The sequence below is a fragment of the Candidatus Cardinium hertigii genome (genome assembly GCF_050864915.1).
GTDB classification, from domain to species: domain Bacteria; phylum Bacteroidota; class Bacteroidia; order Cytophagales; family Amoebophilaceae; genus Cardinium; species Cardinium hertigii_D.
This window is the reverse complement of the sequence record NZ_JBOZWY010000002.1, coordinates 46,867-62,800: the sequence shown is the minus strand read 5'-3', so window position 1 is coordinate 62,800 and position 15,934 is coordinate 46,867. Positions and strand designations below refer to the sequence as shown.

The following is a 15,934-nucleotide window of genomic DNA, read 5'->3' as shown; positions in this document are numbered from 1 at the left end:
TTGCACGCTGTTGTAACCTTTACCATAGGCCTCTTTATTACAAGAAGAGACCTATATATTTTCTCTTGAAAAGGTCAATCGATCTACTAGCTAATTATTCTTCTAATAATTTATTTGTGTAATTTTTTATAAACCCAGCTAGCCATTCTCCTTCTAGCGACCCTTGTGCCAGTAGGGCCAATTGATAGCTCTGTTCTACCAGTGCTTTTTGAACAGTTTGATCACTAGTAGCTAAGATTTTTTTAGCCAAAGGATGGTTTCCGTTAATGGCTACATGCATAGAGCGGAAATGCTTTTGTTTCGCTTCATCTCCTTGTGCAAATTGGGTCATACGTTTCAGCTGTTCCGAGGTAATAAAAGCCACAGGTAACTCCTCTGGTAGCATAGATGCGACCTTCCAAGTAGTTTGTTCTGCACCAATCGTTTTTTCATAAATAGACTGTAAGGTTTCACTTTCTTCTTTTGTAAGGGTATGTTCCGTTACCTCTTCTTGTTCAATTAGGTTACCGATGGTATCGGTGTCAATCGCTTTGAGCTTGACTTTATCAAGTTTATATTCCACGAAATTGATAAAGTTGGTATCAATCGGGCTATTTAGGACCAATACATCATATCCTTTTTGTTGTGCTGGTTGTATGTAGACAGCATGTTTTTTAGGGTCTGTTGTATAGAGTAAAACCAAATTTTCATTTTTATCAGTTTGATTTTTAGCCATTGCATCTTTGTATTCAGCTATCGTATAGTAATGGCCAGTTGTGCTCTGCAAGAGAACTATTTCTCGTATCCTTTCATCAAACTTAGCATCGGTTATCATACCATACTTGATAAAAAGGGAGATATCATTCCACTTAGCTTCATACGCTTTACGATCTTGTTGAAAAAGGGTTTCTAGCTTTTCGGCTACTTTTTTAGCAATGTATGTGTTAATTTTTTTTACATTACCATCTGCTTGTAACGCGCTTCTAGATACATTCAGCGGTATATCCGGTGAATCAATAATACCATGCAACAACCGTAAAAAGTCAGGAATAACTTCTTTTACATCATTGGTAATAAACACCTGTCTTGCATAAAGTTGAATGGTTTCTTTCTGTTCAAAGTAGTTGGCTGTTTTAGGAAAGTAGAGTATTCCTGTTAAAGTAAATGGATAGTCAATGCTTAAATGGATCCAAAAAAGTGGATCCTCTGCAAAAGGATAAAGCGCTTTATAAAACTTAAGATAGTCTTCAGATTGTAAATCTGTTGGCCGTTTGATCCATAGTGGCATGGGATCATTGATCACCTTTTGATCAAATACAATTTCTATCGGTAAAAAGCGACAATGTTTATCTAAAATAGCTTGAATACGTTCTGGCTTCAAAAATTCTTCAGCATCTTCTGCAAGATGCAAAATTACTTCTGTACCTACTTCACTTTTTTCAGTAGAATATATTTCGAAATTGGTGCTACCATCACAGCTCCAATGCGTTGCTTGGGCGCCTACTTGATAAGATTTTGTAATAATTTCAACTTTTTTAGCTACCATAAAGGCTGAGTAAAAACCCAATCCAAAAAAACCAATTAATTGATGTTGTGCTACTTGGTCTTTGTATTTTTCTACAAATGCAGTGGCACCAGAGAAAGCAATTTGGTTGATATATTCTTTGATTTCATCAGCTGTCATACCTAATCCATGGTCTTTAATGGTCAGTGTTTTAGCAGATGGATCAAGCAGTACTTCTACTTGTAGCTTATTGGTAGCTCCCTCATAAAGGCCCATAGCCCCTAATTTTTTAAGTTTTTGTACCGCATCTACACCATTGGCTACCAATTCCCTCAAAAAAATGTCTTGATCAGAATAAAGAAATTTTTTAATAATGGGAAAAATATGTTCAGTATGTACCGATATGGTTCCTTTTTCGTTCATGATTGCTATTAATTTAAGTTAAATATATTTATGCTATATTGTGTCATATTTGGCATCTAGCCAACTATTTGCAATATAGTGTCTAAAGTGTTAGGATTTTATGCAACCATATTGGCTATATAGCAGAAAATTTGCTAAAGGTGATACGGTTATTTAATTCTTCTTTCATTTGATAATCACTAAGTGAATAGCAAGTTTGGAGCAAAAGCTTTTTAAACAAAAAAAGAGGACTGCAAGTCCGATTCCCAAATAAACGTAAGCCTTATTAAAATCATTCAAAAAGGACAATTAATCGGAGCTAAAAAACAGGTATCTGCTTTTGAGAAATTCTCTAAACTTATGGCCGCATAATAATCAAAACTCAAGAAAAGGGGAAGATCCAACAAAAATTAAACATAGATGAGACAGAGCCCATCATAGGGTCAATGACAATATGGAATTTTACTTACGTAAGTACTTATCTCTTACGTAATGAAACAACAAATAATTCATTGCTATCATGTATAGTACTATGAAAATTAAAAAACCGGTTTTAAATGATACCATAGATGAAAAATAGTTAACTTACTTTGCATTATTTACAGCCTAAATATGTTCAAACAACGCACTGCAAGTGCGAGGTTTTCTCCTAAAGCGAGATAATAAAGTAATGAATTAAAAGGAACAACAATTTGAATCTACAATTATTATTGAAGCAATCCAAGTATTGTACTGAGGCCGTTGCAATAGACTTTGTAAGATTTATATTAAAAAAGTATTTTTATATGTATGAAATAGTTAACTTTTAGTTTTTATTTGAAGCTTTGTATGTAGTCATTTTTGATGCTATCGTTATGTCAATAAAAACAAGTAGTCAGTTAAGTTTATCGGATATTTCAGCTAATCGTCGTAAATGCAAGCATACTTTCTTTGATCAAGTAAACAAGCTCATTAATTGGTCATCAGTAGAATAAAGAGCATAATCTTTACTATGGCTATAAGCGGCACCTCCTTGTCGAAAGTAAAGCTAGTTTAGTACTAGCAGTCAGTACTACAAAGGCATCCAGTCATGATAGTCATGATGGTGCTCCTTTCTATATTATTGGATAAGTCATCTCTAAAACTAGGTAGCAGGCTATATGGAGATAAAGGGTATAGCGGGGGTTACCCAACGAAACTTTACTAAAGAAAAAAACTTAAAATTAGCTATTCAAAAGAAAGGTAGTAGAAATTATCCCTTATCAAATACTGCTAAGCGGTTTAATAAATTGGTATCCAAAACGCGCTATAAAGTAGAGCAGATATTTGGTAGCATTAAGCATTGGTTTCGTAGCTCAAGAGCTAGATATATAGGCCTTGATAAAACCCATACGCAATATGTTATGGAAGCTATAGCCTATAATTTATATAGAGTTTTAAATGCTACAGCAGATTAAATTATAGCTTAGTTTTGTAAAACCAATAAGTTTTTTGAACTTATTGATAGCGTTTTTTGTAAACTTTTGTGCTTCTTTGCTTTAATTTTAGAAATAGCATAAAAAGCATTAAATACTTTTCTTAAAGTATACTTAACATAACCTGGAGTATTTTACAATAATACAATATATATATTATATTTTGTTTGGTTATTAAAAAGTTATCGGGAATTCGATTTCCGATAACTTTTAGGGATGCTTTTTTACTATAAACGCATAATTGCTTCTCTTTTGCTATTTTCTCTTTTCTGCTATTTTCTTTTCTGCTATTTTCTTTTCTGCTATTTTCTCTTCTGTTGTTTTCTCTTCTGCTGGTGTTGCTTCTGCTGGTGTTGCTTCTGCTGGTGTTGCTTCTGCTCCGTTTGTTGCTGCTGCTTCTTTTGTTGCTGCTGCTTCTTTTGTTGCTGCTGCTTCTTTTGTTGCTGCTGCTTCTTTTGTTGCTGCTGCTTCTTTTGTTGCTGCTGCTTCTTTTGTTGCTTGCTGCTTCTTTTGTTGCTGCTGCTTCTTTTGTTGCTGCTGCTTCTTTTGTTGCTGCTGCTTCTTTTGTTGCTGCTGCTTCTTTTGTTGCTGCTGCTCCGTTTGTTGCTGCTGCTCCGTTTGTTGCTGCTGCTGGTGTTGCTTCTGCTCCGTTTGTTGCTGCTGCTTCTTTTGTTGCTGCTGTTTTGTTTGGTGCTGCTGTTTCGTTTGGTGCTTCTGCTCCGTTTGGTGCTTCTGCTCCGTTTGGTGCTGCTGCTCCGTTTGGTGCTGCTGCTCCGTTTGTTGCTGCTGCTCCGTTTGGTGCTGCTGCTCCGTTTGGTGCTGCTGCTCCGTTTGGTGCTGCTGCTCCGTTTGGTGCTTCTGCTCCGTTTGGTGCTGCTGTTTTGTTTGTTGCTTCTGCTCCGTTTAGTGCTGCTGCTCCGTTTGGTGCTGCTGCTCCGTTTGGTGCTGCTGCTCCGTTTGTTGCTGCTGCTCCGTTTGGTGCTGCTGCTCCGTTTGGTGCTGCTGCTCTGTTTGTTGCTGCTGCTCCGTTTGTTGCTGCTGCTCCGTTTGGTACTGCTGTTGCGTTTGTTGCTGCTGCTCCGTTTGGTGCTTCTGCTCCGTTTGTTGCTTCTGCTCCGTTTGTTGCTTCTGCTCCGTTTGGTGCTGCTGCTCCGTTTGGTGCTGCTGCTTCTTTTGTTGCTGCTGCTCCGTTTGTTGCTGCTGCTCCGTTTGTTGCTGCTGTTTTGTTTGTTGCTTCTGCTCCGTTTGTTGCTGCTGTTTTGTTTGTTGCTTCTGCTCCGTTTGTTGCTGCTGCTCCGTTTGTTGCTGCTGCTCTGTTTGTTGCTTCTGCTCCGTTTGTTGCTGCTGCTCCGTTTGGTACTGCTGTTGCGTTTGTTGCTGCTGTTGCGTTTGTTGCTGCTGCTCCGTTTGGTGCTGCTGCTCCGTTTGTTGCTGTACCATTTTCTGTTGAAGCATCTAGGTTTTTCGACAGATTTTCTTTTAATTTTGTATTGCTTGGACCTTTAGGCTTATTTGAAGGGGTCGGTTTGTCAAAACAGCTAGATGTGGTTAGCGCTACTATAGAGCCGTATACGAAGTTTTTTATATTATTTTTCATAGATGTATATGTTAGATGGTTAGACTTTAATATTCAAAATATAGCTGGTAATAAAATAATGAAATTTTAAACTTTATACTTTGCAATTGACTTTCCTAAAAAGTCAATGTTAAGTATTTTTATAATAAAATCCAAATATTTACTTTTAATTTATTTTATCGCGGAACTGGTCTATCTGTTTGGTGTAGCTAGAAGTTGTAGTTTTAGTTAGGTGATACAGCAATCGACTAAAAAAATTGCTTGTTTTTTAATGAAGTAAAAAGTAGAAAAGCTGTCATTTTTTGATTAAAAGTAGCCTATCTTTTTTTGTTTTAAGCTTCTGCCAATGCTTCTGCACCACTAGTGATTTCTGCTAGTGCGCTTGTAATCAATGCTTGTCTGCTTCTATTGTAGCTAATACGGAGTGTTTTTAAAAGGTCGTCTGCATTGTCGGTTGCTTGGCTCATCGTAACCATCCTTGCTGCATGTTCACTGGCACTGGATTCAATGAGCATATGGATGATTTTATGTTTAAGTACTTCGGGCATAAGCTGTGCGATAAATAGCGCTTGGGAAGGTTCGTAGATATAGTGGTGTGTTTGGAGGGGGGGGGGGGTATATGTTGCTTCTATATCAGGTAAAAAAGGTAAAAAGGGCAACACAGTTACGCCTTGTTTGCCAGAGTTTTTAAAAGCAGTATACACCAATACCACTTCACTATAGCTGTTTTGCTGAAAGGCTTCTATACAATAGGTAGTCAGCTTGGCACTGGCTTGATCATTCGGTTTTGCTAAAAGATCAACATAGTCTTCTATAATAGGTAGATTGGACTTTTTAAAAAATTGATGGGCTTTTTTACCAATTGGCAACACTTCTACAGCGATAGGTGACGCTTGTTGGCGTCTTTTGATATGTGCATATGCAGCGCTGAGTACATTTTTGTTAAATGCACCACACAATCCTCGATTGGAGGCAACTACTATCAATAATAGCCGTTGTTCTATCTTTTTTTGGCTTAAAGGGTGGACTGGATCGGTCTTATCCATATTTTGTAGTGCAGCATGCAACAATGCATCATGTTGCCTGGTATAGGCTTTTAAAGGTAATAGCACCTGCTGAATCTTATGCAATTTCGAAGCAGATACCATTTTCATCGCTTTGGTAATTTGTTGGGTAAAGGCGATCAGATTGATGCGGTCTACTACTTCTTTAAGATGTGCCATAGTGATAAGGTTGCTTTACGCTTAATTTAATCTGGAAAGGTGCTTCCATCGCCCTCTTTTTTATTTTAAGCACTGTATTTTATTACAAGAGGCGCTACTATTGCTACTAGTACTTCGGTCATTTGCGTTTCCCACTTTCCTGCTGTAATACTGGCAAGAATAGTAGGGTGTTGGCTGCGCAATAGGGCTAAAAACTCTTTTTCAAATGCTTTGACCTGATCTAATGGAACGGTATCCAAGTACCCATTCATAGCTATATATAGAATGGCAACTTGCTCTTCTATCGGCATAGGCGTATGCAAATTTTGCTTAAGCAATTCTTGGTTTTTACGACCTCTGTCGATAGCTTTTTTGGTAGTCGCATCTAAATCGGCACTAAATTTTGAAAAAGCTTCTAACTCAGCAAATTGTGCTTGGTCCAATTTTAAGGTGGCGGCTACTTTTTTGATCGCCTTGATTTGTGCAGCACCGCCAATGCGGGATACAGAAATACCAACGTTAATGGCAGGTTTGATGCCTGCATTGAATAAATTCATTTCTAAAAATATTTGCCCGTCTGTAATGGAAATAACGTTGGTGGGAATATAAGCGGATACGTCACCCATTTGGGTCTCTATAATGGGCAATGCGGTAAGTGATCCGCCGCCTTTGACTTTCCCAACTAAAGCATCAGGAATCGCTTCCATAGAAGCAGCCATTGCATCGTTGGCAATAATGCGTGCCGATCGTTCTAGTAAACGGGCATGTAGGTAAAAAATATCACCAGGAAAAGCTTCCCGGCCAGGTGGCCTTCTTAATAGTAGGGATAATTCTCTATACGCGACAGCTTGTTTGGAAAGATCATCATAGATAATCAGTGCATCTCTGCCTGTGTCTCTAAAAAATTCACCAATAGCTGCGCCTGCAAATGGGGCAAAAGATTGCATAGGGGCAGAAGCAGAAGAAGGGGCTGCTACGATCGTGGTATAGGGCATTGCACCATGGCGGGTTAAGGTGTCTACTACATTGGCTATAGCCGATGCTTTTTGACCAATGGCTACATAAATGCAATAGATAGGCTTCCCTTGCTCAAATAAGCTACGTTGATGGATAATGCTGTCTAGGGCAATGGAGGTCTTACCAGATTGCCTATCTCCAATAATAAGTTCTCTTTGTCCTTTTCCAATTGGAATCATTGCATCAATGGCTTTTAGCCCTGTTTGGAGCGGTGCATCTACTGGTTGACGGTAGATTACACCAGGACCGTTCCGTTCTAGCGCCATTTCAAAAGTTTCCCCAACAATAGGGCCCTTGCCATCTATCGGTAAGCCAAGGGTGTCTACCACACGACCTAGTAATCCTTCGCCTACTCGAATAGAAGCGACATTTTTCGTTCGCGTTACTACATCGCCCTCTTTGATGGAATTGGCTTCTCCTAAAATAACGGCACCTACCATATGCTCTTCTAAGTTTAACGCCAATCCTTTGGATCCATTCGAAAAAGATAGCAACTCTCCTGCTTGTGCATGTAAAAGACCGTAAATGCGCACTACGCCATCACCAGATTGAACAACTATACCTGTTTCTTCTAGTTCAGCTTCTGTTTTAAAATTGGCTAGTTGTGCTTTGAGTATTGCGGTAAGCGCATCTGTATTTATTTGTGCCATTGGTTCAAGTATATAATTTTTTCTGTTCCATAGAGTATGGTTGCATTTAACTAAGCCTGTCTATTTATCATAACTACTATAACCCTACCCCAAACGGCTTTGTAGGGTATGTAGCGCGTGCTGTATACTTCTGTCTAATTTTAATGTGCCCATTTGAAGAATATAGCCTCCAATAATAGAGGGATCAATTTGTTGTTTCATTACTACTTCTTTACAGGCTACCCATTTTTTTACCGCTTCTGTCAATTGTTTGATCAGCGCCTCTGGTAAAGCCGTGGCAGTGGTTAAAAGGGCAGATTGAATGCCTATATAGCTACGATAGGCTACCAAAAAAGCAGTTAAAATTTCCTTTAGTAAGCCAATTTGATTTTGATCAATGATGATTTCGAGAAAGCTCCATAGCATAGGGCTAAGGGGGTGCGTACAAATTGTTTTAAGTAGTTTTCGTTTCCCAGAACGGGGTATAGTAGGATTATTGAGTAATCCATCTAGTAGAGGATAGTCCCTAAACTGATTTTGCAAAAAAGAAAGGTCATTATGTATACTTGTCAGTATCTTATTTTGAATGGCTTGTGCTAAAAACAGACTGGCATATCGTGCTGCTATCTTCTTTTTTTTTAACATAGATCAGGGTTTGTTAGGCAGTTCGCTTGCCATGAGCCGTTCTATTAGCGCCCATTGAGATGGATCTTGACTTAATTCTTTGACCAATAATTTTTCAGCAATTTGAACGACTAGTGATCCAACATTGGCTTTAACGTTTTCAAGGGCATGTTCTTCTTCTCTAGTTATTTCTACTTTAGCTTCTGCCAACAAACGTTCTTTTACCACTAAAGCTTCTCGATGTGCTTGATCAATAATGGCCCGTTGGGTAACCAGCGCTTCACCAATAATACGTGCCCGTTCTAGATGGGCTTCTTCCGTAAGCTTGGTTCGGTCGTCCTCTAGTTGCTTGATTAATACTTTTGCCTCAGTGATTTTATATACCGCATGGGCGACTGCATCTTCTCGTGCTTGTAGGACTTCTAAAATAGGCCTCCAGGCAAATTTAGATAATACCAAGAGAACGACTAAAAAAGTTATGCTTTGCCAAAATATAATACCAAAATCTGGCGTTATTAAAGTCATAAAAGCTATAGTTGTAAGAAAATAGACTAGCCAAGTTGACTAAAACCATACTATTTGGTAGCGATTAAAAGACAAATTAGTACGCCAAATAGCGCAACCCCTTCAATAAGTGCACAAGCAATAATCATCGCAGTTTGAATCTTTCCGCTCATCTCTGGCTGTCTGCCTATAGCTTCCATTGCAGCGGCTCCAATTTTACCAATCCCAATGCCTGCGCCTAAGGCAATAATACCTGCACCAATACCCGCACTAAATAAATCTAATAGAACCAACATAAAAAATTTTGTTTAATTGTTAAAGAGGATAGGTAAATATATAAAATATTAACCAATACAACCCTATTAATGGTTGCCTTCATCAACAGCTTGTCCCAGATAAATGGCAGAGAGCAGTGTAAAAACATAGGCTTGTAAAAATGCAACGAGCAATTTGAGCAAAAACATAAAGGTTCCAAAAGGTACACTGACTATAAAGCCAATAGATATACTTTTCATGCTAAAAACAAGTCCTATAATACTTAATAAAATAATGTGCCCTGCTGTAATATTGGCGAATAACCGGAGCATAAGAGAAAAAAACTTCGTTAAAATCCCCAAAATTTCTACTGGAATCATTATAGGCAACAACCAATTTGGTACCCCTTCTGGCTTAAATATATGGCGCCAATAGGATTTGTTACCGTTGAAAATAGTGGTAAGCATGGTAAAAGCAGCCAGCACCAATGTAACTGAAATGCTTCCTGTTACATTGGCACCACCTGGCAATAGTCCCAAGAGATTATTAAGCCATATAAAGCAAAAAATGGTTAATAGATAAGGTAAAAATCTTCTACAGTGTTGCGGGGCTATATTAGGCATGGCTATTTCATTTTTTATAAAAGATATGATCAAATCTATACAAGCCAACCATCCTTTGGGTGGAGCAAGTGGGGCCCGCCGATAGCTGTTTGCCATCCATAGCAGTCCGCTTATTAGGAGTGTCATACTTAAAAACATAGCAGCTATGTTTTTTGTAATGGACAGATCTAAGACAGATCGGCTTGGATCTAGAGAATGAATTTTTTGATTCGAAAGAAAGTAGCCACGAAATGGAGTAGGCTGGTGGTTTTCACCATAAAAATGGGCAGAGGAGAAACATTCTATACCTTTATCTGAAGAATACAGTATAACGGGTAGGTATAGTTCAATATGTTTTCCAGCAATGCTGGCAAAGTGCCAACTATGCGCATCTGCAACATGCTCCATAACTGAATTTTCAGCTTGTGGCGCTGTGGCATGGCCACTAAAAGATGGCCAAGATAGGATAAAAGCCAATAGGTATTTTACCCAAGCAACTTTTTTTGATCCCATTTGTTCCTTTAGCATGGCATGAAATAGGCTAAATAATCTATACGGTAACATAAGCGGTCGCGGCTTAAAAGATAAATATTTATCCATGCTAAGGTACGCAGTTGCAAGGAATTTTTCAAAAAAATATTACGTGATCATCTATTTAACTTTGGCACACTACTGTAAATATAGACCATTAATCAAAAAAAGACCAATGGATACCAATGTCTGCTGCCTTTTTAAGTCCAGGATAAAATGGTGTGGCAAAGTAGGCAGATGGCTTATGCATAAAATCGTTGATAAAGCTGTATTTCAAAGAAACTTTTAAGTTATTAATACGGATATTGTAAAATAAGTCTATAATTGGGCGTCCTTGTGTAGCAAATTGGTTTTGGCGGTAAAATTGCTGTGCGATTACATCGTAACCATCTCCATAGTAAAGCTCTTTAAAATGCACATTGACACCTGTTTCTATATCCATCTTTTTATCGTAGGGCTGGTGTGCATAATAATAACGACCTGTGTACATATAGGGGGGTATATAGCCTTGAAAATTTTTTTTTCCCTTGCTGATATCCCATTGTATGGTAATATTCTGATCAAAATGGAAATAGGAAAAGAAGGAAAAATTTAAGTTCCCCTCTAAAGAAAAGAGGTAAATAGGGGTAGTGACCTGTATAGGCTCCGATATACAATGGTCGGTTCTATTTGGTAGTATGGCCTTGCGGTAGCAAATATAGTTGTTTAGCTTTTTAAGCGATAAAATGGGATGGATGCTTATATGAGGCCATTTATACCATACTGCTGTATCTATTGCTTCTGCAGATGGGGCTACAAAATCCTTATTCCATAACCTGTGTCTGCTGTAACCATAGGATACTATGTAAGGCACCTTATGCTTAATCGTATGACAGGAAACTTTTAAAAATTTATCTTGGTAAGCTATGTTTAATCTATGATAGCCTCCTTTTTCCAATAGATAAGCGCCATCTACATAAAGCGTACGATGGTTGGTAAAGTGCAACCGTGTATTAGCTCCCAGGTAGTGTTCTTTTGCTGCTTTTTCGTCCTTTAAACGACGATCATATGTTTTTGCATCATTCCCAGAGAAGTTATATGCTAGATCAATGGATTGGATTTTATAATGTACTGCATAGAATAGATTAGGTTGTTCTATATCTCCTTTAATGCCTATTTCATGGCCAACGGATTTTATGGCCACACGGTCTTCCTCTTTACCATCTTCATGGTCTTCTTCAGAGATAAACCCCAGTACTGTTTTGTCTAAATTTTTAATGGTACATAGATTTTTTGTACGGTTATAGTTCAACTCATGGTATAATTGTAGTGGTTTACTGAACTCGTAATGATGGTAGAGGTAAAAATTATGTCTAAGATCTTTATGCATTACTTTTTTGTCTATTTTGTTTTGCATATATGCCTCTTCTAACAAAGGAAAAGAAGAGGCATACCGTTTACTTGGACTTTTTTCATCAAACTTAAATTGATCTTTATCTTTCGTTGAACGTACGCCCCCCGTTTCTTTGGTCAGATACTGCTTATTCGACCCACTCATAAATAGATGATAGCGCTCATCTGAACTTTTAATATGGGTAAAAATATCAAAATGGGGAAAGCTGTTGATGATTTTATCATCTTTGCTATGGGGCCATTCTTTTTCTGTCATAGCACCATGCAAATTGATCCCTATGTGCCAGTTTTCAAGCAGCCGTTGGGTGTAACAGCCATCAAAGAAGAAACTACCTAAATTGGCCAGTACAATATTAAAATAGGCATATGCTTTGGCAGTAGAGTAGTAACGTATGTCTTGAGGTGATTGAAAGTAAAAGTCATAGGCTGAAAAGCCATAGATTGCACCTATATGCTGCGGTAACCTGTAAAATAGATGTTGAGCGGCTGTCCAGTGATTACCAAGATCTTGAAAATTGTAGTGATGACGTTCTGCAGCTGTAAAATGGTCCATCTTAGTGACCGATCGGTCGATGCGGTGATACTTTCTGTAATTTTGTTTTACGGCACGTGGTGTTATAAAAAAAGTAGTACTGGCTTCTACCTTTTTTTCTTCCGTTTTTTCAAAAACTTCTTCTGCTTTTTCACTTCCATAGGCACTAAATGATAGGATAAAAACCAAAAGAAATAGATTATACCGCCACTCAATCGAAAGATTTGCCATATTAATATTTTTAATACTGAAGTTACAAATATAATGACTTGTATGGAGCTACCATGGTATAGTGGACTAAAAAAATTGGACTAAAAAAATAGGAATTTTATTGGCTCTGTCGCGTCTGTAGTTGATTTTGTATAGGTTTCTCCTTAGTGTTAAAGTTTGGTTATTATGCGGCCATAACATAAGCTTAGCGAAGTTCTCAAAAGTAGATACCTGTTTTTTAGTTCCGATTAATTGTCTTTTTTGAATTATTCTAATATTTTCTATCTTTGCGCCTCTCATAGGCATCATCTCTTCCAATGGCATGGGTGGATATCACGTAGCGGTTATTTAAGCAAACTTGCAAAATTGTCTTTTGATAACTTGGCACATATTTTTCTTCCATCTGGTGTATACATGGTATTAGTAGATGAAAATAGTTGTGCCAACAGTGCGTCTATCTCGATTCCATTTAGTTTTATACCATGTGGTATACTGGCTTTTTTGGCTAATGCTCTGATAAAACATTCTGAAATTTCTAATTTTTGCTTGTTGTTGTTCCATTTAAGTTGTTCTATTACTCCTTCTAATAATTGCTTTGCTGAATGCTGTTTTAGTTCAGCTGGACAGCCATGAATAATAATAGTAGATTCCCCAAATGGATCAATGATAAAGCCCAATGAACGCAAAATAGCTTTATTGTCTAATAGAACCATATAATCTACACTGTTTACGCTTAGATATTCTGGCATAAGTAACTGTTGCGATGCACCATTTTTATTTTGAAAGTGGTCTATAAATTTATCATACAGCACCCGTTCATGAGCCGCTTGTTGATCAATTAACAGTGCACCAGACTGTACTTGAACTATAATATAGCTGGTATACAGTTGTATAGATTTACCTGCTCCCTCTTCGTAATGAACCGTTCCAATGTTTTGGCTTAAAGAAGAAGTTTCAGTCTCTGCTTTGTGATCCGGAAATAAACTTTGCCAATCTTTAGGTGATGTAAGGGATGTAGTAGAACCATCTACTTTAAATTGTGTATAATTTCGTTCTTTTGTTGAATGTGTAGAGGCTGATTCTACTTGGATAGGATTGCTAAAACGCAGCAAAGAAAAATTAGTATCTTGTTCAAAATCTAAAGAATCGACTACATGATGGGTAGCTAAACTTTTTTTAATCGCTGCTTGCAAAATTGCATAAAGTGCTTTTTCATCTTGAAATTTAATCTCTGTTTTAGTAGGATGTACATTTATATCAATTAGTTGAGGGTCAATGGTTAAATAGATGGCATAAAAGGGGAAACTATCTGCTGGTAACAGTCTATCGTATGCATATTTAATTGCATGATTTAAAAATGAACTTTTTACAAAGCGCTGGTTTACAAATAAAAACTGTTCTCCTCTTGTTTTTTTTGCTTGTTCTGGTTTTCCGATATAGCCTTGTATAGCCACAATATTGGTAGTTTCTTTACAGGGTATCAGTTGTTTTTTATAACTTTCTCCAAAGAGATGCACCATTCTATGGCTTAATTTTTCTGTTGATAGGTTATATATTTCTATATCATTGTGGTAGAGTTTCCATCCAATTTCTGTTCTAGCAAGTGCTGCATGTTGGACTTCTTCTAGGATATGTTTAAATTCTACTGGATTAGATTTTAAAAAGTTTCTTCGTGCTGGAACGTTATAAAATAGATTTTTTACACTAATCTTAGTCCCTGGTGATGTAGCGATTGCTTCCTGTTTTTTGATTTTAGATCCCTCTATAGCAATAAAAACTCCAGTAGTTGCTTCGTGTAAACGGGTTTCCATTTCTACTTGTGCTACCGCTGCAATAGAGGCCATCGCCTCTCCTCTAAAACCCATAGTTTGGATTTTAGATAAATCATCTGTATGGGCAATCTTGGATGTAGCATGCTTTTCAAAACACATTCGAGCATCAATTTCATCCATTCCTATCCCATCGTCAATCACTTGGATAAGTTGTTTACCAGAATTTTTTATAATAATTTTTATGTTTTTACTTCCTGCATCTATTGCGTTATCTAGTAGTTCTTTGACTACAGAAGCAGGGCGTTGCACTACTTCTCCAGCTGCTATTTGATTAATCAGTAAGTCAGAAAGCAGGTGAATGGTATGCATGGTAGTAATTGAATAGGATCAAGGATATGTGCGATATAAAAACAAATTCTATTTGCCCAATAGGTTGGACTTTAACTACTTATTGTAATTATATGGTTGGCTATTATGCCATATGGTGTTGCTTTTTACTGCATGTGATCGAAAAAATTAAACATGCTGTTTTGCACAATATAATAGCTGAGCATAAAACATTATAAAAACGCTTTGTCGTAAAAAGAGGCTGTCAACGGTTGGACAAGTTTTTGTAAAAAGCTATATAAGCTTGCAGCTTCTAGTTTTTTTTCGTACCATAAAGTTATGGCTTTTAGCTATGAAAGATAATCCTTTCTAGGAAAATAAAGGACAAACTGTACTTCCTAGTTTTTTTATTTTTAAGGTTATTTGGAAGGATTTGATATAACCTCTTTTATCAGCTCGTTTGGAGACCTACTTTCTATATAAGTAATGGTTTTTATATATAGCGCTTTATGATGCGTTATATATTATATATTTTTGATCCGTTTGTTTTAATTCCAGCTCACATATAGCAAATGGATTATTTACCCAATGGGCACAATGCGATCTGCAAAATGACGGTTAGGAAAAATCTATTTTGTGGGGCTGGTTTAAAATTTTATATGTTAATAAAAAATAAATTTACATGCACCGCAATATAAACAAAGTAAAATTAATACGCAAAGGAAATATTGGCAGAAGCCTATTTTTATCTACTATGGGTACATTTTTATTTGCTTTTAACTGTAATAAAGATGCACATGACTTTCGTGCAAAAGCAATTCAAAATCGTTTGGATCCCAATTTTAGATTATTTAATGAGCCATCAAGGGATCATCTTAGGTGCGCTTCTTCTATAAAAGAAGCGCACGATAGTGGGGTTATCTATAATGGTGCTATACAACGAGTAGTTGACTCAAATCCAAGTGAGTTATCTCAAGTAGTAGTGGCGCTTACAGATGATCTGAAAGAAGAGGTTGGAACTTGTAGCATAGCGATCCAAACAGATGATCTGAAAGAAGAGGTTAGCACTTGTAGCATAGCGATCCAAACAGATGATTTGCAAGAAGAGGTTGATTGTGATAGTCATAAAGATGAATTTTCCGATGGTGAGTGGGATCCTAAAGGTGATATAGATAGTTATCTCTATTCTGAACAAGATGAATATTTTCTTTGTTGATGACTTACCAGTTGATGAGCTATCTGCTTCCTTGATACAATATGATAAATAAAATCATGTTTATTGTTATCCTACAAATGTGGAGAATGCTCTGGGAACCTGAACTCTAATCCAGAGTTCAGGTATTTAATAAAATTTCATCTGACTTTTTTATCCTAAAATCTAAAAATATATTGCAACGGTCTCAAAATTTAAGACAAGGGAGA

The 15,934-nt window shown here is 37.1% G+C and carries 11 protein-coding genes and 4 pseudogenes; 4 read left to right on the top strand and 11 right to left on the bottom strand.

Annotation, left to right across the window (positions count from 1 at the left end; translation table 11 throughout):
• Positions 1-94 precede the first annotated feature (94 nt).
• Positions 95-1,906, bottom strand: a complete 1,812-nt coding sequence (htpG, locus tag ACRRVD_RS01480; protein ID WP_432461404.1) for a molecular chaperone HtpG — start codon at positions 1,904-1,906, stop codon at positions 95-97.
• A gap of 115 nt (positions 1,907-2,021) precedes the next feature.
• Positions 2,022-2,141: pseudogene (locus ACRRVD_RS01475) on the bottom strand (transposase); the annotation flags it as partial.
• Positions 2,142-2,170: 29 nt separating this feature from the next.
• On the opposite strand from ACRRVD_RS01475, the pseudogene ACRRVD_RS01470 reads away from it, so the two are divergent.
• From ACRRVD_RS01470 to ACRRVD_RS01460, 3 genes and pseudogenes are all read left to right on the top strand, one after another.
• Positions 2,171-2,257, top strand: a pseudogene (locus ACRRVD_RS01470) (IS6 family transposase); the annotation flags it as partial.
• Between the two features lie 600 nt (positions 2,258-2,857).
• A pseudogene (locus tag ACRRVD_RS01465) lies at positions 2,858-3,321 on the top strand (transposase); the annotation flags it as partial.
• A gap of 353 nt (positions 3,322-3,674) precedes the next feature.
• Positions 3,675-5,006 carry a hypothetical protein gene (locus tag ACRRVD_RS01460; protein WP_432461403.1) on the top strand — a complete coding sequence of 444 codons (1,332 nt, stop codon included), beginning with the start codon at positions 3,675-3,677 and terminating at the stop codon, positions 5,004-5,006.
• Positions 5,007-5,247: 241 nt separating this feature from the next.
• On the opposite strand, the gene atpG is transcribed toward ACRRVD_RS01460, so the two are convergent.
• The 9 genes and pseudogenes from atpG to mutL form a co-directional block, all read right to left on the bottom strand.
• Complete coding sequence (gene atpG / locus ACRRVD_RS01455; RefSeq protein WP_432461402.1) at positions 5,248-6,138, bottom strand: ATP synthase F1 subunit gamma; 891 nt, start codon at positions 6,136-6,138, stop codon at positions 5,248-5,250.
• Between the two features lie 65 nt (positions 6,139-6,203).
• Positions 6,204-7,784, bottom strand: coding sequence for a F0F1 ATP synthase subunit alpha (atpA, locus tag ACRRVD_RS01450; RefSeq protein ID WP_432461401.1), 1,581 nt, complete (start codon positions 7,782-7,784; stop codon positions 6,204-6,206).
• Between the two features lie 84 nt (positions 7,785-7,868).
• Entirely contained in the window at positions 7,869-8,408 is a 540-nt protein-coding gene (atpH, locus tag ACRRVD_RS01445; protein WP_432461400.1) for an ATP synthase F1 subunit delta, read from the bottom strand.
• Positions 8,409-8,411: 3 nt separating this feature from the next.
• Positions 8,412-8,912, bottom strand: coding sequence for a F0F1 ATP synthase subunit B (gene atpF / locus ACRRVD_RS01440; RefSeq protein ID WP_432461399.1), 501 nt, complete (start codon positions 8,910-8,912; stop codon positions 8,412-8,414).
• Positions 8,913-8,962: 50 nt separating this feature from the next.
• Positions 8,963-9,187: an ATP synthase F0 subunit C gene (gene atpE / locus ACRRVD_RS01435; protein WP_034576826.1), complete on the bottom strand. Its 225-nt coding sequence runs from the start codon at positions 9,185-9,187 to the stop codon at positions 8,963-8,965.
• A gap of 66 nt (positions 9,188-9,253) precedes the next feature.
• Complete coding sequence (gene atpB / locus ACRRVD_RS01430; protein WP_432461398.1) at positions 9,254-10,348, bottom strand: F0F1 ATP synthase subunit A; 1,095 nt, start codon at positions 10,346-10,348, stop codon at positions 9,254-9,256.
• A gap of 88 nt (positions 10,349-10,436) precedes the next feature.
• Positions 10,437-12,434, bottom strand: a complete 1,998-nt coding sequence (locus tag ACRRVD_RS01425; RefSeq protein WP_432461397.1) for a putative porin — start codon at positions 12,432-12,434, stop codon at positions 10,437-10,439.
• Between the two features lie 177 nt (positions 12,435-12,611).
• Positions 12,612-12,698, bottom strand: a pseudogene (locus ACRRVD_RS01420) (IS6 family transposase); the annotation flags it as partial.
• Between the two features lie 59 nt (positions 12,699-12,757).
• Complete coding sequence (gene mutL / locus ACRRVD_RS01415) at positions 12,758-14,554, bottom strand: DNA mismatch repair endonuclease MutL (protein ID WP_432461396.1); 1,797 nt, start codon at positions 14,552-14,554, stop codon at positions 12,758-12,760.
• 640 nt (positions 14,555-15,194) lie between these two features.
• Here mutL and ACRRVD_RS01410 point away from each other — a divergent pair.
• The gene (locus tag ACRRVD_RS01410; RefSeq protein WP_432461395.1) at positions 15,195-15,728 is read left to right on the top strand and encodes a hypothetical protein; all 534 of its coding nucleotides are present in this window, start codon (positions 15,195-15,197) and stop codon (positions 15,726-15,728) included.
• Positions 15,729-15,934 lie beyond the last annotated feature (206 nt).